This is a genomic window from Oceanimonas baumannii, assembly GCF_002245495.1.
Lineage (GTDB): Bacteria > Pseudomonadota > Gammaproteobacteria > Enterobacterales > Aeromonadaceae > Oceanimonas > Oceanimonas baumannii.
The window spans coordinates 282,000-300,757 of record NZ_NQJF01000002.1 but is presented as its reverse complement, the minus strand read 5'-3'; the positions used below and the strand labels follow the sequence as shown (position 1 = coordinate 300,757).

Annotated in this window: 14 protein-coding genes; 8 read left to right on the top strand and 6 right to left on the bottom strand. The window is 56.1% G+C overall.

Annotated elements, in window-relative coordinates; all coding sequences use genetic code 11:
• Positions 1-320 precede the first annotated feature (320 nt).
• Together ligA and zipA are read right to left on the bottom strand one after the other, a co-directional pair.
• Positions 321-2,360: an NAD-dependent DNA ligase LigA gene (ligA, locus tag B6S09_RS03405; protein WP_094277086.1), complete on the bottom strand. Its 2,040-nt coding sequence runs from the start codon at positions 2,358-2,360 to the stop codon at positions 321-323.
• A gap of 233 nt (positions 2,361-2,593) precedes the next feature.
• Positions 2,594-3,574 (bottom strand): cell division protein ZipA, encoded by a 981-nt coding sequence (gene zipA / locus B6S09_RS03400; RefSeq protein ID WP_243832787.1) that lies wholly within the window; start codon positions 3,572-3,574, stop codon positions 2,594-2,596.
• 279 nt (positions 3,575-3,853) lie between these two features.
• Here zipA and cysZ point away from each other — a divergent pair, with 279 nt between their 5' ends.
• Positions 3,854-4,615 (top strand): sulfate transporter CysZ, encoded by a 762-nt coding sequence (gene cysZ, locus B6S09_RS03395; RefSeq protein ID WP_094277084.1) that lies wholly within the window; start codon positions 3,854-3,856, stop codon positions 4,613-4,615.
• Here cysZ and mepK read toward each other — a convergent pair.
• Positions 4,582-5,127 carry a peptidoglycan L,D-endopeptidase MepK gene (gene mepK / locus B6S09_RS03390; protein WP_094277083.1) on the bottom strand — a complete coding sequence of 182 codons (546 nt, stop codon included), beginning with the start codon at positions 5,125-5,127 and terminating at the stop codon, positions 4,582-4,584. The genes cysZ and mepK overlap by 34 nt on opposite strands.
• A gap of 138 nt (positions 5,128-5,265) precedes the next feature.
• Positions 5,266-6,771: a L,D-transpeptidase family protein gene (locus B6S09_RS03385; RefSeq protein ID WP_094277082.1), complete on the bottom strand. Its 1,506-nt coding sequence runs from the start codon at positions 6,769-6,771 to the stop codon at positions 5,266-5,268.
• A 286-nt stretch (positions 6,772-7,057) separates the two neighbouring features.
• On the opposite strand from B6S09_RS03385, the gene cysK reads away from it, so the two are divergent.
• The 6 genes from cysK (at position 7,058) to dsdA (ending at position 14,090) form a co-directional block, all read left to right on the top strand.
• The gene (gene cysK, locus B6S09_RS03380) at positions 7,058-8,026 is read left to right on the top strand and encodes a cysteine synthase A (RefSeq protein WP_094277081.1); all 969 of its coding nucleotides are present in this window, start codon (positions 7,058-7,060) and stop codon (positions 8,024-8,026) included.
• Between the two features lie 141 nt (positions 8,027-8,167).
• Complete coding sequence (gene crr, locus B6S09_RS03375) at positions 8,168-8,677, top strand: PTS glucose transporter subunit IIA (protein WP_094277080.1); 510 nt, start codon at positions 8,168-8,170, stop codon at positions 8,675-8,677.
• Between the two features lie 4 nt (positions 8,678-8,681).
• Positions 8,682-8,960 carry an HlyU family transcriptional regulator gene (locus B6S09_RS03370; RefSeq protein ID WP_094277079.1) on the top strand — a complete coding sequence of 93 codons (279 nt, stop codon included), beginning with the start codon at positions 8,682-8,684 and terminating at the stop codon, positions 8,958-8,960.
• The gene (locus tag B6S09_RS03365; RefSeq protein WP_094277078.1) at positions 8,953-10,947 is read left to right on the top strand and encodes a tRNA(Met) cytidine acetyltransferase TmcA; all 1,995 of its coding nucleotides are present in this window, start codon (positions 8,953-8,955) and stop codon (positions 10,945-10,947) included. The genes B6S09_RS03370 and B6S09_RS03365 overlap by 8 nt, the downstream gene beginning before the upstream one ends.
• Positions 10,948-11,064: 117 nt before the next feature.
• Positions 11,065-12,405 (top strand): alanine/glycine:cation symporter family protein, encoded by a 1,341-nt coding sequence (locus B6S09_RS03360; RefSeq protein ID WP_094277077.1) that lies wholly within the window; start codon positions 11,065-11,067, stop codon positions 12,403-12,405.
• Positions 12,406-12,734: 329 nt separating this feature from the next.
• A complete protein-coding gene (gene dsdA / locus B6S09_RS03355) occupies positions 12,735-14,090 on the top strand; it encodes a D-serine ammonia-lyase (protein WP_094277076.1) in 1,356 nt (451 codons plus the stop codon).
• A 247-nt stretch (positions 14,091-14,337) separates the two neighbouring features.
• On the opposite strand, the gene B6S09_RS03350 is transcribed toward dsdA, so the two are convergent.
• Positions 14,338-14,937 (bottom strand): transglycosylase SLT domain-containing protein, encoded by a 600-nt coding sequence (locus tag B6S09_RS03350; protein ID WP_094277192.1) that lies wholly within the window; start codon positions 14,935-14,937, stop codon positions 14,338-14,340.
• 210 nt (positions 14,938-15,147) lie between these two features.
• Here B6S09_RS03350 and B6S09_RS03345 point away from each other — a divergent pair, with 210 nt between their 5' ends.
• Positions 15,148-17,409, top strand: coding sequence for an arginine/lysine/ornithine decarboxylase (locus B6S09_RS03345; protein WP_094277075.1), 2,262 nt, complete (start codon positions 15,148-15,150; stop codon positions 17,407-17,409).
• Positions 17,410-17,502: 93 nt separating this feature from the next.
• Here B6S09_RS03345 and flgL read toward each other — a convergent pair whose 3' ends face one another.
• Complete coding sequence (gene flgL / locus B6S09_RS03340; RefSeq protein WP_094277074.1) at positions 17,503-18,753, bottom strand: flagellar hook-associated protein FlgL; 1,251 nt, start codon at positions 18,751-18,753, stop codon at positions 17,503-17,505.
• Positions 18,754-18,758: the final 5 nt, after the last annotated feature.

Here is an 18,758-nt window from a genome sequence, read left to right as displayed (position 1 = left end):
TTTCCGGTATGCCCGGTATTGCTTTGTTACTCAGGGTATCGGCGAGGGTTCTGGCTTCTTTAGTGTTTTTTTCACCAGGTTTGCAGCTATGTAGCTCAGGCCGCCCTGCCTTTCATAAGGGCTATCGGCTTCATTTGGCCAAGCTTTAGAACGTTTTGGCAGGTTCAGCTTTAAGCACTGATGTCGCTTGGAGAAAGGTTCCGGAGCGGGGCCGGAATGATGAGGGGCAGGTATTACTGACGGATGAAGATTGCCGCTTCGCGGTAAGTTGCGGGCATTGGCCCGCATGGACCCCCGCCTTCGCGGGGGCGACGTTAAATTCAGATAGCTTTGTGCTGCTCCAGAAGAGCAATCAGCCCGTCTTCATCCATAATGGTGATGCCCAGCTCCTGAGCCTTGGCAAGTTTGGAGCCGGCGGCTTCACCGGCCACCAGCACGCTGGTTTTGGCGGACACCGAGCCGGCCACTTTGGCCCCCAGAGCCTGCAGTGCGGCCTTAGCGTCGTTGCGGGGCATGCGGCTTAAGGTGCCGGTCAGTACCCAGGTCTGGCCCGCCAGCGGCTGGGCGTCCGCTTTGGGTGCTTCCATCTCCGGCCAGGCAAGACCACAGCCGCCCTGATCTTTAGGAGTCACCAGGGCATCAACGACTTCCCGGTTATGGGTCTGGCGGAAGAAATAATAGATGTGTTTGGCCACAATTTCGCCCACATCGGGCACTTCAATCAGCTTTTCCACCTCGGCATTCATCACCGCCTCCAGTTCAAGGAAGTGACGTGCCAGATTGTTGGCGGTGGCTTCACCCACCTCGCGAATGCCCAGGGCATAGAGAAAACGCGGCAGCGTGGTAGTTCGTGCCTTGTCAAAGGCAGCCAGCAGTTTCACTGCGGACTTTTCGCCCATGCGCTCCAGGCCCATCAGGGTTGCTTGCTCGAGATGAAACAAGTCTGCCGGGGTTTTGACCAGCTCGTTATCCACCAGCTGCTCCACCAGTTTGGTACCCAGTCCTTCAATGTCCAGTGCCTTGCGGGAGGCAAAGTGGCGCAGGGCTTCCTTACGCTGGGCGGCACAGAACAGGCCGCCGGTGCAACGGGCCACGGCTTCGCCTTCTATCCGCTCGATATCGGATTCACATACCGGGCACTGCGCGGGAAAAGTAATGTCCTGTGCAGAAGCGGGCCGGCGCTCCGGCACCACTCCCACCACCTGGGGGATCACATCACCGGCGCGACGGATGATGACGGTATCACCAATTTTTACCCCCAGCCGTGCAATTTCATCGGCGTTGTGCAGGGTAGCGTTAGACACGGTCACACCGGCTACCAACACAGGTCTCAGCTTGGCCACCGGCGTAATGGCACCGGTGCGGCCCACCTGGAATTCCACGTTCAGCAGTTCGGTCAGCTCTTCCTGGGCCGGAAACTTGTGGGCAGTGGCCCAGCGCGGCGCCCGGGCCACAAAACCCAGTTGTGCCTGCAGCGCCAGCTCGTCCACCTTGTAGACCACACCGTCGATTTCATAGGGCAACTGATCCCGGCGCGCCAGAATATCGTCATGATAGGCCTGGCAGCCTTCACGCCCGCTGACCCGCTTGATCTCCGGGCTGACCGGAAAACCCCAGCCCTTGAGGGTTTGCAGAATATCAAAGTGGCGTTCGCCCAGTGGCTGCCCCTCAACCAGGCCGGTACCGTAGCAATAAAAAGCCAGAGGCCGGCTGGCGGTGATTCTGGAGTCGAGCTGACGCAGGCTGCCCGCCGCCGCATTGCGGGGATTTGCAAATACCTTGCCGTCTTCAAGGCGGGCACGTTCATTCATCTGCTCAAAGCCGGCTCTGGGCATATAGACTTCGCCGCGCACTTCCAGCCGCTCGGGCCAGCCTTCACCGCGCAAATTCAGCGGCACGGCGCGTATGGTGCGCACGTTTTCGGTAATGCCCTCGCCGGTGGTGCCGTCGCCCCGGGTGGCGGCCTGTACCAGCCGGCCCTGTTCGTACACCAGGCTCACAGCCAGACCATCAAGCTTGGGCTCACAGCAAAACTCAAGCGGCTCACTGCGCCCCAGGCGATCGAGAATACGTTTTTCAAACGCGGCCAGCTCATCTTCGCTGAACACATTATCCAGCGAGAGCATGGCCATGGCATGCTGAACTTCGGGAAAGGCCGACACCGGCGCACCGCCTACCCGCTGACTGGGTGAGCCGGCATCCCGCCATTCCGGGTGCTCCGCTTCCAGCGCCAGCAGCTCACGCATGCAGCGGTCATACTCCGCATCGGGTACGCTGGGATCGTCTTCCACGTAATACTGATAGTTCCAGGTGTTAAGCTGTTCGCGCAGGGCGAGTAAACGGGCGTGGGCATCGTTCATGAATGGATTCCGCATAAACAAAAAGTCAGACTGCTGGCAAACCTTTGAGTTTTCCTGTCGTGATTCCAGCCAGGGAGCCGCATCCTAGCGCAGGCGGAAGGTCTCCACCTTCGTGGAGATGACGACATGCTACAACAGCGTTACAAAGAAACAGGTAGCAAAACACAAATGCTGTATTTGCCATTAAAACAAAAAGTGCGGCTGACGCCGCACTTTAACGTTATCAATAAGGGTTATTGGACCTGGCTGTCATAATCGCGTAACTGCTCGCGACAGTGAGCCAGATAGTCGGGGCTGACAGGCGAACGCTGTGCATCAAACAGCAGGGCATCCAGCTCTTCGGCCAGGTTCTCGGCAGTCTGCACCATCAGGTTAAACTGGTTTTTGGCCATCCCCGGACGCGGCAGCTGCATAAAAATAGAAACACCGGGCGTACGGAAATCAATCATTTCCTTCGGGTTAAAGGTGCCGGGCTTCATCATGTTGATCAGGCTGAACAAGATGCTGCCCTGCCCCGCGGGGGTCTGATGGTGATGAAAGATATCCATCTCACCAAAGTGAAAGCCATTGCTGGTCAGTGCCCGCATCAGAGCAGTGCCGTCAATCTGCTGATTGGGTCGGGCCATCAGGTTAATCACATAAACATCCTGCCAGGTTCGCGGTACTTCGCGTAACGGCGGCAGCGGCTCGGGTTCTGCTACGGGCTCAGGCTGCACCTGTGGCTCGGGCTGTTCGGCATCGGCATCAACAACAGCAGCTTGCTCTGCTGCTTCAAATTGACGCCCTACGGCCGGCTCTGCTTCAGCTTCCGGCATCACGGCCTGCTTCGGACGCACCGGCTCGCCGAACAAGGGATCAAACTCATCTTCATCTGCGGGCTGTGGTTGCACAGCCGTTTTGCGGGCTGCCGGCGGCTCAGGTACCCTGACCGGCTCATCATCGTCATCCAGGGCCGAAAAGCGGGGTTCTTCACGCCAGTCATCAGCAGTAGCATCCTGCTCCGTCGTGGCGTTATTAGCACTGGCCACACGCACCTGCCCAATGCCGTCCTGATCAAAGCTGTCTTCAGATGCCGGATCCGACGCCACCTTGTCCATGGGCTTGTCGCGCATGGATGGCTGACGGTCTTTTTTGCTGCTCCATAATCCATGGATCAACAGGGCGGCGATGGCCATGGCGCCCAGAATAATCAAGATAATTCGCAAGTCCTGCATTATCGCTTCTCTTGTTTTTGCCGCCGAGCCGCTGGCACCGGCATTATCCATAGGGATATCCCATTACTGCGACAAGGGTATGTTTACCATTCTGATTTGACAAGAGTCTGGCCGGCCCTAATCCCATAAAATCATGACCTTTTTGCAGTCAAGGCCGCTTCCAGCGGGAAAATACGCTGCGACAGGCACCTTCGCGCCGTGTTTTTAGCCGGAGGAGGAGGCTGGCGATGCGCCTGCCCCTTCTTTAGAATAAGCGCTTCATTTTGCGAGAGAGTTGTTATGTCTGTCAGTTATCATAGCGCCAGCGGGCCACAGTATCTGATGAAGGGGTTATCCCTGATCAGCGACCGGGATCTGCGCCCCTTTGTGTTAATTCCGCTGCTGGTGAACCTGCTGCTGTTTGGCGGCGCATTTTACTACCTTTACACCCAGCTGGAAGTGATGTTTGGCTGGCTGTCAGAACAAACCCCGGATTATCTGCACTGGCTGGGTTATGTGTTGTGGCCGCTGGCCCTTGTCACCATTGCGGTGGGCTTTTCGTTTGTGTTTACCGGTTTTGCCAATATGCTGGCAGCCCCCTTTAACGGTCTGCTGGCCGAACGGGTAGAACTGAAACTGACCGGCAACCCGGTGCCCGACAGCGGCTGGCTGGACTTGATTAAAGACACCCCGCGCATGCTGGGCCGGGAATGGCGCAAAATGGCCTACTACCTGCCCCGGGCACTGGGTTGCCTGTTGCTGTTTCTGGTGCCGGTGGTGGGCCAGACCCTTGCCCCGCTGGTGTGGTTTGCCTTCAGCGCCTGGATGATGGCCATTCAGTATTGTGATTACCCGTTCGATAATCACAAAATCGACTTTACTCTGATGCAACGGGAGCTGGGCTCCAAGCGCCGGCTTACCTGGGGGTTCGGAGCCAGCGTAACCCTGTGTTCAAGCCTGCCTTTTGTTAACCTGCTGGTCATGCCGGTGGCCGTATGCGGTGCCACCGCCCTGTGGGTGGATCACTTTTACCAGCTGCGTACCGGCCCGGTATCCAGGTGAACAAAGTCAGACTTGGGATAATATCCCACCCCGCCCACAGCCAGGTTGCGGGCGGCATTGCGCACATGAGCCAGCTCCACGCCGGGCAGGCGCAAATCAATGGCCTGTCCTTTCATGTGATAGCTTTTTTTGGCAACCCCCGAACTTTTGCTGCGCAACATGGCGTTGGTCACCGGTGAGCGATAACCGGAGATAATCTGGATCTCTCCCTGCTGGCCAAGGCGGTGCTGCAGCAGAAACAATTGATCAAACAAACCGGGATCGATGCGATGAACTTCATTGCTGCGAAAATCACGCATGACCTGGTTGAAAGAGGCCAGGCCATCGTCAATGTAGTGCCCTTCTTCCCAGAAGCTGGCACTGACTTTCTCGCCGGTATGCAGGTTATGCAGACTGAGCTTGCGCACCGGTGCCGACAAACTGGCCTGGGCCGGACCGGTAAACAGCGCAGCAGCACCCAGCCCACCCAGCCCCAGTAAAAAACGACGACGATCAAGATGGCGCGACAGCATAAAACCTCCTTCAGGCGCACAAGAAAGCCGGGCTGACCGTAAAGAAACAAGCAGCGTTTTCTTCACCGGCCGGCCCGGCCCCGTTCAGTATCGGGCAAAAATTAACCCATATCGATATTGAGGATCAACAACCTTTGGTTATAAGGAGGCAGACGCCCGTTCGCTCAGACTCATTTGATCTTTTGCCAGGCTGCTTTTAAACGGATCGGACAACGTGCGATCAAACTTGTAGATGTCATCCCGGAACTGGGGCAGTTCACTGCCTGCCAGCCAGCCCCGCCAATACACCATATACACCGGCAGCGGATCCTGTACCTTCAGCCAGCGGGTACGTTTACTCGATTTCAGCTTTGCCAGCCCTTCGCGGCTCCAGTTTGCACTCAGCAGCCATTCCGCCAGCTGCTCGGCGTTCTCTACCCGCACACAGCCCGAGCTGAGCGCCCGACTATCCCGGGAGAACAGTCCGCGGGCCGGCGTGTCATGCAGATAAATGGCATCATTGTTGGGCAAATGGAACTTCCAGGATCCCAGCGCATTGTTGCTGCCGGGTTTTTGCCGTAAGCGAAACGGAAAGCGATTCTCCATATAAAGCACATATTGCCATTCTTCACCGGATACCACGTTGCCGGCGCTGTCGATAACCTCAAATCCCATCCGATCAATATAGCCCGGATCCCGGTAAAGTTTCGGGACTATGTCTTTTTGAAGAATGGAGCGAGGCACGTTCCAGGGCGGATTCACCACCACATTGGTGATCTGGCTGTACATAATGGGAGTTTTACGACTGTTCCGGCCCACTATCACATCGCTTTCCAGTACCATCACCTGTTCCTGATAAAGCCGTAACCGATATTCGGGAATATTCACCAGCATATAAGAAGGTGGCAGGCTGTCGCCTATCAGGGTGCGCAGCATGCTGCGCATCAGCAATTGAGCCCGGACGCGGGGAGTGGTATCAAGCCAGGCATAGGTACGCTTCCCCACCACCCCGTCCGTTGTCAGCCCGTGCCGTGCCTGAAAGGCCTTAACCGCCTGCGCCAGCGGTTCATCAAACAGCTCGGGATGCAGGCCAGGCTCGCCGGCGGGCATGTCTCCCAGCCGCTGCAGCCGTTTGCGCAGCAGCAATACCGCAGCCGCTTCATCGCCGGGCCTGAGCGTGGCACCGGCAATCGCCGGCCAGGGCTCATCGGCCATGGCCAGTAACCGAGCCAGCTGTATTTTGAGCGAGTGATAATCACCAAAGCCAGGCACCAGTTTATTAACCAGCGCCTGCCGGTCTCCGGCTTGCGGCCTGCTGCCGACCGCCTGCAGCAGGCTCTCCCTTTCTTCTGCGCTGGCCACCAGTGGCAGCTTGCGCGTACGTAAATATTGCCGAGCTTCAAAATCCATTGCTGACCATTCGCGCCAGAAAGACGACAACGCCAGCCAGAGTTCATCATCGGCGGTTTCTGATGCCGTGTCGGCCAACACGGCCTGTTGCCAGCGTTGGGTAATGGCCGGATGTACATCTGCCAGCGCCAGCTCCAGCCCCAGCTGGTGCAGCTGCAAACGGGCATCGGGCTCCTGTTGCCAGGTCCCAGCCTGGGACGACAGGCTGAATAAACAAAGGCTGCATAGCCAGGTTAAAACAACGGTTTTTTTCATTGATAAATTCCGGTATTCGGCTCCTGCTAAAGACCAGCAAAGGCCTGAGATTCTGACATTAATGAATAACGCCGGGATAAACAGAACTCAGCCATTCAGGCACAAAAAACATCATGATAATGATCACGCATACGGTGACGATGCCAAAAACTAAGCTGATAGGAATATGATTTTATCATCTAATAACATATTGTTATAACAAATCGTCACTTCTCATTCCTGCCGGAATGATTAAGCTGAATACTGTATTTCATCTTTTTCGTTATTTACATCAGGGACCGCCACAATGAGCAAGATTTTTGAAGATAACTCTCTCACCATTGGCCGCACACCTCTGGTAAAACTGAATCGGGTCAGCCAGGGCCGGGTGTTTGCCAAGGTGGAAAGCCGTAACCCCAGCTTCAGTGTTAAGTGCCGCATTGGTGCCAACATGATCTGGGATGCAGAAAAGCGCGGTGAGCTGGTCGCCGGCAAAGAACTGATTGAGCCCACCAGTGGCAATACCGGTATTGCACTGGCCTTTGTGGCGGCTGCCCGTGGTTATGCCATTACCCTGACCATGCCCAACACCATGAGTCTGGAGCGCCGCCAGCTGCTGAAGGCCCTGGGTGCCAAACTGGTGCTGACCGATGGTGCCAAAGGCATGAAAGGTGCTATTGAGAAGGCCATGGAGCTGAAAGAATCTCAGCCGGAAAAATACGTGCTGCTGCAGCAGTTCAATAACCCCGCCAACCCGGAAATCCACGAAAAAACCACCGGTCCCGAGATCTGGGAAGACACTGACGGTGAAGTGGACGTGTTTGTGGCCGGTGTGGGCACCGGTGGCACCCTGACCGGTGTTTCCCGCTACATCAAGAACACCAAAGGCAAGGCTATTACCACCGTTGCGGTTGAGCCGGTAGAGTCTCCGGTCATTGCCCAGGCCCTGGCCGGTGAAGAGATCAAACCGGGTCCTCATAAAATTCAGGGTATTGGTGCCGGCTTTATTCCGGGCAACCTGGACCTGTCCCTGATCGACCGCGTTGAGCAAATCTCCAGTGAAGATGCCATCGATATGGCCCGCCGCCTGATGAAAGACGAAGGCATTCTGGCCGGCATCAGCTCCGGTGCCGCCGTAGTGGCCGCCAACCGTATTGCCGAGTTGCCCGAGTTTGCCGGAAAGAACATTGTGGTTATTCTGCCAAGCTCCGGAGAGCGCTACCTGAGCACAGCGCTGTTCCAGGGTATTTTTACCGATCAGGAACTGCAGCAGTAAGCACTGCACAAACCGCATAAGGCACCGTAAGGTGCCTTTTTTGTGATGATATCATCAGGCTTTAATACAACGGACACAGGCTGTTTATTCACTTTCTGGCCGTGCTATCATCATCGGGTAAATCCTTCAGGAGCTGAGACAATGGGTCTGTTCGATAAACTGAAAAAAATGGTGTCTGACGATACCAATGTTGCCGATGCCATTGAGGTATTTGCCCCGCTTTCCGGTGAAATCGTGCCTCTTGAGGAAGTACCGGATGTGGTGTTTGCGGAGAAAATCGTGGGTGACGGCCTGGCCATCAAACCCAGCGGTAACAAAATGGTGGCTCCTTGTGACGGCACCATCGGCAAAATATTTGAAACCAACCATGCATTCTCCATTGAATCGGATTCAGGGCTGGAAATGTTTGTGCATTTCGGTATTGATACCGTTGAGCTGAAAGGTGAAGGCTTTACCCGGATAGCACAGGAAGGCCAGCAGGTGAAAAAAGGCGATACCGTGCTGGAATTTGATCTGGCCCTGCTGGAGCAAAAAGCCAAGTCCACGCTCACTCCCGTGGTCATTTCCAATATGGATGAAGTAAAAGAGCTGGAAAAAGAAAGCGGTATTGTTAATGCAGCCGACGACGTGATTCTGCGAGTATGGAAATAACCGTATGCTTGGCTGGCTGAAAAACCTGTTTACCCCGCAAGCCCCCGCCGGCCCCCGCTTTGAGCCGGTGGAATACAAGGGTTTTACCATTATTCCCGAGCCCGGTGCCGAGGGTGGGCAGTTTCGGTTACAAGGGCGCATTGTGCACAGCAAGAACGGTGAACAACGGGAGTACCGGCTGATCCGGGCTGATCTGCTGCCCGGAGCCGAGCAGGCCGCCGAACTGATGATAAGCAAGGCCCAGCGTCTTATCGACGAAAACGGTGAACGGCTGTTTGACTGACTGGCCCGGCTTTTGCCGGCAACTGCAATATACAGGTGAACGCCGCCTGCTGGTGCTGAGCGGCGAAGAAAGCTGGGCACAGCAGCAGGCTCAGGCGCTGCTTGCCCTTTCTGCTGCTACTTCCACACTCTGGCTGGGTGATGCGCCTGCCGGACAACCCCACAGCCCTACGGGCAAATATCATACCGCCCTCGGACGGGAGTATCAGCACCTGGTATTTAATGCCTTCAGTGGCTTGCATCCGGATGCACTGGGGGCTTCCGCCGGCGCGCTGACCGCAGGTGGTGTGTTGTTACTGCTATGCCCTCCTCTCAAGCTCTGGCCCGGTTTTGCCGATCCGGATCTGCGCCGCTATGTGGCCCTGCCGGAACAGGCGGCCGGGCTGACCAGCCGTTTTATTACCCGCTTTATACGGATCCAGCAGGCTGATCGCCACGTGCTGAGCTGGCAACAGGGAACACCTTTTCCGACTCTTTCGCTGCCCGCCGGCACCTTATGGCAAGGGCAACAGGATAACCGTGGATGCCTGAATCCACAGCAGCGCCATGCACTGGCAGTCATGCTGCACAGCGCCCGGACCCACACACCTGTGGTATTGACCGCAGACCGGGGCCGGGGCAAGTCCAGTCTGCTTGGCCGGCTGGCGGCACGTTTGCTACGGGCCGGCAAACGCATCGTGCTGACGGCACCCAACCCGGGAGCCGCCGCTCAGGCCCAGGCTCACTGTCCTGTTCCGCTGCCCTTTATAGCACCCGATACCCTGCTGAAAGCTCCCCCTCCGGCAGATCTGGTCCTGGTGGACGAAGCCGCCGCCATTCCGGTGCCCATGCTGCTCACCCTGGCCCGACGCCATTGTTGCGTATTTGCCAGCACAGAACACGGCTACGAAGGCACCGGCCTTGGTTTTGCGCTTAAATTCCAGCCAGCCCTGGCAGCCCTGCATCCGCACTGGCGCAAGCTGCATATGAATATGCCGGCACGCTGGAGCAGCACAGATCCGCTGGAGCCACTGCTGTTCCGGCTGCTGGCCCTGAATGCCAGCCCCCCAGCACCACCACCGGCTGGCGAACTGAATATCCAATGGATAAGCCGGCAGCAACTGCTGAATAACGACACCTTGCTGCTGCAGGTATTTGGCCTGCTGATCCTGGCACACTATCAGACACGCCCGGGAGACCTGCGCCAGCTGCTGGACGCCCCCGGCATGTCCCTTGCCGTGGTGTTCCGCCAACGGACTCCGGTAGCCGCGGCGTTATTGCAGCGAGAAGGAGCCCTGGAGCAGACACTGGCAGACGCCATCTGGCGTGGCCAACGCCGCCCCCGGGGACATTTGCTGCCTCAGTCGCTGGCTTTTCATGGCGGACAGGCACAGGCCTGCCAGTTCAGTTATGAACGCATTATGCGCATTGTGGTGCATCCGGACAGCCAGAAGACGGGAATCGGCTCGCAATTAGTGCACTGGCTGAAACACAACACGCAAGCCGACTTTCTGGGCACCAGCTTTGGTGCCAGTCCGGATCTGCTGGCCTTCTGGCATCACAACCGGTTTAAGCTGGTGCGCACCGGGCTGGCTGCCGATGGCGTCAGCGGTTTGCCTGCCGCCATGATGTTGTGGCCGCTGACCACAGCAGCACAAACGGTATTACCCGTCTGGCAGGGATCTTTTGCTGCCGACCTTCAGGATGAGGGCCGCAATATGCCCGGCGATTTACCCCACCCTGTGCCCCGGGTTAACGAACAACAGGACCGGCAGCGAGCCCATGACCTGGCCTTTTATCACCGGGACTGGCATGCAGACCGTCCCGCATTACGCCGCTTTGTGCATCGCCAGCCGCCTTGCCCCTCCCTTGATGAACAGCAGCAACGACTGCTGCAGGCCGCCCTTATACCGGGAGCCGATCCCGTTGTGCTGGCCAGAGAGTTTGGTCATGCAGGGCAAAAAAGTGTGATCTCGGCGTTACGCCGGATCATGCAATGCTATTTTTAGTTTCACCCGAAACACGTTAGGAGTAGTCTAAATGTTCTGAATGGGTCTAGTCTGTATGCCATGCAGCACGACTCATTAATCACACTTTAATTCTTATTTTGCTCAGGAGTGACACCGATGGAATGGATCACCTCACTGCTTACCTCTGTTAATGGCGTGGTATGGGGCGTCCCCATGCTGGTTGGTATTCTCGGCCTCGGCCTTTATCTGCAGCTGGGCCTTGGTCTGATGCCCATACGCAAGCTGGGCACCGGCTTTAAGTTATTGTTCAGCCGCACCGAGGCCGGTGCCGGGGAAATTTCTCCCTTTAATGCCCTGATGACCGCCCTGTCGGCCACCATTGGTACCGGTAATATTGCCGGTGTGGCCACCGCCATTTTCTTCGGCGGCCCGGGTGCCTTGTTCTGGATGTGGATGACGGCCCTGGTGGGCATGGCCACTAAATACGCCGAGGCAGTGTGCGCGGTGAAATACCGTGAGACCGACGACCAGGGTAACCATGTCGGTGGCCCTATGTACTACATCCGCAACGGGCTGGGTGCAAAATGGGCATGGCTTGGGGTGGCTTTTGCCATCTTCGGCGGCATTGCCGGCTTTGGCATTGGCAATACCGTACAGGCCAACTCGGTAGCCGACGCACTCGATTCATCTTTCGGTATTTCCCATACCACGACGGGGGTGGTGCTGATGGTACTGGTCGGCCTGGTACTGATTGGCGGTATTCGCTGGATCTCTGAAGTGGCCGGGAAACTGGTACCACTGATGACAGTGTCTTATTTTGCCGCCGGTATTGTCGTTCTCGCCATGAACCTGAGTGCCATTCCTTCCGCCTTCGGCTTGATCATTGAATATGCCTTTACACCTATCGCTGCCCAGGGTGGCTTTGCCGGTGCCGCGGTATGGGCCGCCATTCGTTTTGGTGTTGCCCGGGGTGTGTTCTCTAACGAAGCCGGTCTGGGCAGTGCGCCCATCGCGCATGCCGCCGCCAAAACCGACAACCCGGTACGTCAGGGCCTGATTGCCATGCTGGGCACCTTTATCGATACTATTATTGTGTGTTCCGTCACCGGTCTGGCCATCATTGTGACCGGCAGCTGGACCAGCGGTGAGGCCGGTGCTTCGCTTACCACCCTGGCATTCTCCATGGCCATTCCCGGCGGTGAATATATCGTTTCAGTGGCACTGGCGGTGTTTGCCTTCACCACCATTCTGGGCTGGAGTTTTTACGGCGAGAAATGTGTGCAGTTCCTGTTTGGTGTTAAAGCCATTGTGCCTTTCCGTATTGCCTGGGTGCTGGCTCTGCCCATTGGTGCCACTCAGTCGCTGGAATTTATCTGGCTGATGGCCGACACCATGAATGCCATGATGGCCATTCCCAACCTGATAGCCCTGGCGCTGCTGAGCCCGGTCGTCTTCCGCCTGACCAAGGAATATTTCGCCCGGCAGAAAGCAAGCTGATTGATAAGGTAACCACCAGTACAAAGGGCACCGGCAGCGGTGCCCTTTTTGTTTGTGACGACCGGTTCTGGCAGTGGATGTCGGCGGCATGGACCCCGCCGATGATCTTTCCATGCAGGAAATGAGTATTTCGTCATGCCCGTGAAGACGGGCATCCAGAACATGGGGACAAGATATTGACCACAACCCAACGCCTGCAGAAGTGCATGGATCCTCCGCGTCCTGGGTGACGTTTCTTCGCGGATGAGTCCATAGAATGACGGCGACGCCCTTTGTTCGTTGCCCAACGCTGTTATACTGGCAACAGCTTGTATTCAGGACATTTTCCCATGCATTCACAGCCCCATTATTCCCAAAGTGCCATTCAGGAACTCTGCCGTCATTACCCCTTGCTTAACCCGCTGATGGCATTAACGCCGGTCTGCTGGTTCAACCCTGAACGCCAGCCGCTGGAGCAGGCGCTGAGCAGTGTCGGGCTGACTGCCGATGATGTGGCGGATGCCGCCGCCCGGCTGAACCGCTTTGCGGCTTATTTCAGGGCGGTATTTCCTGAAACGCAGGCCCTGAATGGCATTCTAGAATCTCCCCTGCAAGCCATTCCCGGCATGCAGCAGGCCATGATCCGGCAATATGAACAGCCACTGGCCGGCACCCTGATGCTGAAACGGGACGATCTGCTGCCGGTGTCCGGCTCCATCAAGGCCCGAGGTGGCATTTATGAGGTATTGCACCATGCAGAAAAGCTGGCGCTGAAAGCAGGTTTACTGCACCTGCACGACGATTATGCCAAGCTGGACAGCGATGAGTTTCGCGCCTTTTTTGGTCAACATGCGATTGCCGTTGGCTCTACCGGTAACCTGGGGCTGTCCATCGGCATTATCAGCGCCAGACTGGGCTTTAAGGTCAGCGTGCATATGTCTGCAGACGCCCGGGAGTGGAAAAAACACCTGCTGCGCAGCCACGGCGTCAGGGTTGTAGAGTACCAGAGTGATTATTCGGTAGCCGTGGCCGAAGGCCGCGCCGACGCTCTGAATGATCCTTACTGCCACTTTGTAGATGACGAGAACTCGGTACAACTGTTTCTGGGTTACGCCGTGGCCGGACTCCGGCTGAAAGCCCAGCTCGAGCAACAGGGGATTAGCGTCAATCGTGAGCATCCCCTGTTTGTCTATTTGCCCTGTGGTGTGGGCGGTGGCCCCGGTGGAGTGGCTTTTGGACTGAAACTGGCCTTCGGCGATGCCGTACACTGCGTGTTTGCCGAGCCCACCCACTCCCCTTGCATGTTACTGGGAGTATATACCGGCCTGCACGATGCGATTTCGGTTCAGGATCTGGGCATCGATAACCTGACCACTGCCGATGGCCTGGCGGTGGGGCGCCCTTCCGGCTTTGTGGGCCGGGTCATGGCCCCCATGCTGGATGGCTTTTACACCCTGCCCGATGAAGAAATGCTCAGTTTGCTCAACCTGCTGGCACAACAGGAAAATATTCGTCTCGAGCCCTCGGCCCTGGCCGGCATGCCCGGTCCCTGGCGGGTTGCGAGTGAAGATCAGGGTTACAAAGAACGCATGGGACTGACCCCGGCCCGTATGGCACGCGCCCACCATCTGGTCTGGGCCACCGGCGGCGGCATGGTACCTGAAGAAGAAATGGCAAAATACCTGAGCACAAGCCGTAAGCCGTAAGCCGTAAGCGATCAGCTTTAAGTAGAGTGGCTGGTGGTTTTTGAGGTGTGCCTGTTTAGTACATGCTGTTTGCTTGATGGGCTCCGGCCTGCGCCGGAGCGACGATAATGATGCTGTCATTCTGGAGAAGGCCAGAATCCATTGTACAAACCACACAGAAACTTCAGACACCACCTCGTATCGGAAGGCCCTAAACAGAAAAACTTACAGCTGATAGCTTACCGCTTACAGCTCCCCGAAGGGGTCGTCAGAACCAGCCTTTATTCAGCTCATCCTTACACTGCCAGTATTGCTCGGAGTAACGTTTGGCACGGGCTTCCACTTTACGGGAGACACCCAGCAGCCAGCGCTTACGCTGGTGACTGCCTCGCTTATAGCCGCCCCAGCCTTCGTGGTAATTCAGATACTGGCCATAGGCATCCCATTTTGACACGCCATTCAGCCGACTGGTTTTGCTCATGTACCAGCCCATAAAATCCATGGCATCATCAAAGTCGTCTCTGTCGGCCCAGCCATTACCTGTTTCCCGCTGATAATCGGCCCAGGTTTCGTCTTTGGCCTGAGCATAGCCGTAAGCGCTTGACGCCCGGCCATAGGGGATAAACAAAAACCAGCGCATGGGCGGCCGGGCATCGTGCCTGAAGCTGCTCTCCTGATACATCATGGCCATGGTGACATGCACCGGGGCTCCCCATTTTTCACGGTTTTTTTCAGCCGCCTCATGCCAGTCGGAATATTGTTCAAAAATGGAGCAGATATTGGCAGGATTATCAGGCGGTGCCGTGGCACAGCCGGACAAGGTGATAGCCAGCGAGGCCATAGCGAACAATTGAAGCTTTCTGAACATAAGCATCTCTTACCGTCAATCGGGCCTCAGATAGTGCCCTTGATAATGATGTTTTTCCAGCGCTCAGGCCATACGGAACACTGCCATTATTTAGTCACACAATATGCATAACTATCTTTTGTCAGTACTCCGGTCTGGCAGTAGAATGCAGTTCGGCTATGATTCTGACATTCGCTTTCAGCACCTGTCTTTGGCAATAAGGGACTATTAATGCGCTTTTACTTTCCCATCGTCATCATTGACGAAGATTTTCGCTCCGAAAATACCAGCGGCTCGGGTATTCGTGAACTGGCCTCCGCCATTGAAAAGGCCGGTATGGATGTTGTGGGCTACACCAGCTACGGCGACCTCACCTCCTTTGCCCAGCAGCAGAGCCGGGCGGCCGGCTTTGTACTGTCCATTGATGACGAAGAGCTGGCCGGCAGCCGGGAAGAAGCGCACTCGGTATTGGAGCAGCTGCGCCGCTTTGTGGAGCAGATTCGCCATCGCAACCCGGATATTCCCATTTACCTTTATGGTGAAACCCGTACCGCCCGCCATATTCCCAACGCCATTCTGCGGGAGCTGCACGGCTTTATTCACATGCACGAAGACACCCCCGACTTTGTGGCAAGGCATATTATTCGTGAGGCCAAAAGCTACCTGGACTCGCTGGCTCCGCCGTTTTTCCGTGCTCTCACCCACTATGCCCAGGACGGCTCCTATTCCTGGCACTGCCCGGGTCACTCCGGCGGGGTCGCTTTTCTGAAGTCGCCGGTCGGCCAGATGTTTCATCAGTTTTTTGGTGAGAACATGCTGCGCGCCGATGTATGCAACTCGGTCGACGAGCTGGGCCAGCTGCTGGATCACACCGGCCCCGTAGCGGCTTCCGAACGCAATGCAGCCCGTATTTTTAATGCCGATCATCTGTTTTTTGTCACCAACGGTACCTCTACCTCCAACAAGATTGTGTGGAACTCCACGGTGGCTCCCGGTGATATCGTGGTGGTCGATCGCAACTGTCACAAGTCCATTTTGCATGCCATCATGATGACAGGTGCGGTACCGGTATTCCTGATGCCGACCCGCAACCACTACGGCATTATCGGCCCCATTCCCCGCAGCGAATTTGAGCCCGAGCGCATCCGTGAAAAAATGGAAGCCAACCCTTTCTGCAAGGAAATTCTGGCTAAAAACCCGAATATCAAACCACGGGTACTGACCATTACCCAGTCGACCTACGACGGTATTCTCTATAACGTGGAAGAAATAAAGAACCTGCTCGATGGGGAAATAGAAACCCTGCACTTTGACGAGGCCTGGCTGCCTCATGCGGCGTTTCATGACTTTTATGGTGACTATCACGCCATTGGCGAGGGCCGGCCGCGCTGCGAAGACTCCATGGTGTTTGCCACCCAGTCAACTCACAAGCTGCTGGCTGGATTGTCTCAGGCATCCCAGATCCTGATCCAGGATGGGGAAAAAACACAGCTTGATCGCCATGTCTTTAACGAAGCCTATCTGATGCACACCTCTACCAGTCCGCAATACGCCATTATTGCCTCCTGCGACGTGGCAGCCGCCATGATGGAAGAGCCGGGGGGTACCGCGCTGGTGGAGGAATCCCTGGCCGAAGCACTGGAGTTTCGCCGGGCCATGCGCAAGGTGGACGACGAATACGGCATCGACTGGTGGTTCAAGGTATGGGGGCCGGATGATCTGACCGATCACGGCCTGGATGAGCGCGATGCCTGGATGCTGCGCTCGGAAGACAGCTGGCATGGTTTTGGTGATATCGAGCCCGGCTTTAACCTGCTGGATCCGATTAAAGCCACCATTCTTACACCGGGCCTAAATATGAAAGGCCAGTTTGCCGAATCAGGCATTCCGGCGGTCGTGGTCACCAAATATCTGGCCGAGCACGGCATTGTGATTGAGAAAACCGGGCTGTACTCCTTTTTTATCATGTTTACCATCGGCATCACCAAAGGCCGCTGGAACACCATGGTGACCGAGCTGCAGCAGTTTAAGGACGATTACGACAAAAATGTGCCGCTGTGGAAAATTTTGCCTCAGTTTGTACAGAGCCAGCCCCACTATGAGCGGGTAGGCCTGCGGGATCTGTGTGATCAAATTCACGCGGTGTATAAAGAGAACGACGTGGCCAGACTGACCACCGAAATGTATCTGTCAGATCTGGTGCCGGCCATGAAGCCAGCAGACGCCTTTGCCAGAATGGCGCATAAAGAGATTGAGCGGGTACCGCTGGATGAACTGGCCGGGCGCACCACGGCGGTGATGGTGGCCCCCTACCCGCCCGGCATTCCGCTGTTGATCCCAGGTGAAGTGTTTAACGACACCATTATCAGCTACCTGCGCTTTGCCCGTGAGTTTAACCAGCGCTTCCCCGGCTTTGAAACTTATATTCATGGTCTGGTGGCAGAAGAGCGCCAGGGCGAAATACAGTATTTCGTAGATTGTGTGATCGAATAACCCCCCCCTGACCCTCCCCTTAACAAGGGGAGGGAGTAGACATAGCGCTGTGTCCCTCCCCCCTGCTAAGGGGGAGGCTGGGAGGGGGTACCGTTAAATGTAATTAAACAGACTCATGCTCTGCACTTTGCCGAACATGGTTTGGGTGGCCTGCAAGGCCACCATGGTCTGGCTGAATTCACCGGTAGCTTTGGCATAGTCGAGATCTTCCATACCACCACGCAGCTTGTTCAGGGTCAGACTCATGTCTTCATGAGTGACCTGCTGGTTTTCAATACGCTGCATGCGGTTGCCGGTGTCTGCACGTACCCGGGTAAAATGACTGCCCATTGCATCCAGCTCATTCAGGATATCGCTCATCTCACTCTGGCCCGATGGGTTATGGCCGTCACTTTCCAGCCAGTCTTTGGCCCGGTTCAGTATATCGAATACATCACGGCTATCCTCGCCAGTACCGTCATTCACATCGGAGGACAAGGTGATTTTGTCGCCGGCTTTGGCTTCTCCCTTAATGGTGATATCCACTCCGTCTACGGTGATTTTCTCACCCGGAACATAAGGTGCAGGGTTATTAGGATCCGCCGGAACAGACACACCATTGTCGTCAGTGACAATCACCGCAATACCACCGGGATTGTTTGGATCATCAACAAAATCAATAGTGTAGTCGTGAGCGTCAGTAAAGCTGGTCTTATCCGAAATAGCCGCTTTTTCCACTCTGAGGTTGTCTTCCCGGGCTTCACCTCCCAGCGCATAAGAAGCGATAAAATCCCCTTTGGGATTGGGCACACCGCCAAACACCACCTCACCACTGTGATTAATCCCCACCCTGACATTATCCCCGACCATCATGTCGCGCTGACCGCCGTCCCCGCCATAACTGACAGAGCCGTCGGGCTGACGGATAAAGGGAGAGCTGTCGGTCTGAAAACCACCAAAAATATACTGGCCAAATTCGTCCCGGGTATTGGCCAGATCCAGCATTTCGTCAATGCGGCTTTGCAGCTCTTCCTTGTAAGCGTCCCGCTCCTGCTGGGTAATGGCCGGATTATTAGCCCCAAGCATAATTTCCTTGACCTGCTGCGTGGTGGTTTCGGCCGAGCTTAATGCCCATTCTTCCCGGCGCAAGCGGTTCTCTGCCAGGTTAATATTATTCTGGTATTGCGCGAGCTTACGCAGCTCCTGCTTATAGTTAAGAATGCCGTTGGCAGCAACCGGATCTTCACTGGCATGCTCCACCCGTTTGCCGGAAGACATTTTTCCCAGTTGATCGTTAGCCTGAGCCGTCCGGGCACTGATGTTATTCAGGTTACGCTGAATAAACTGAAAACTGGCAACACGCATTATGG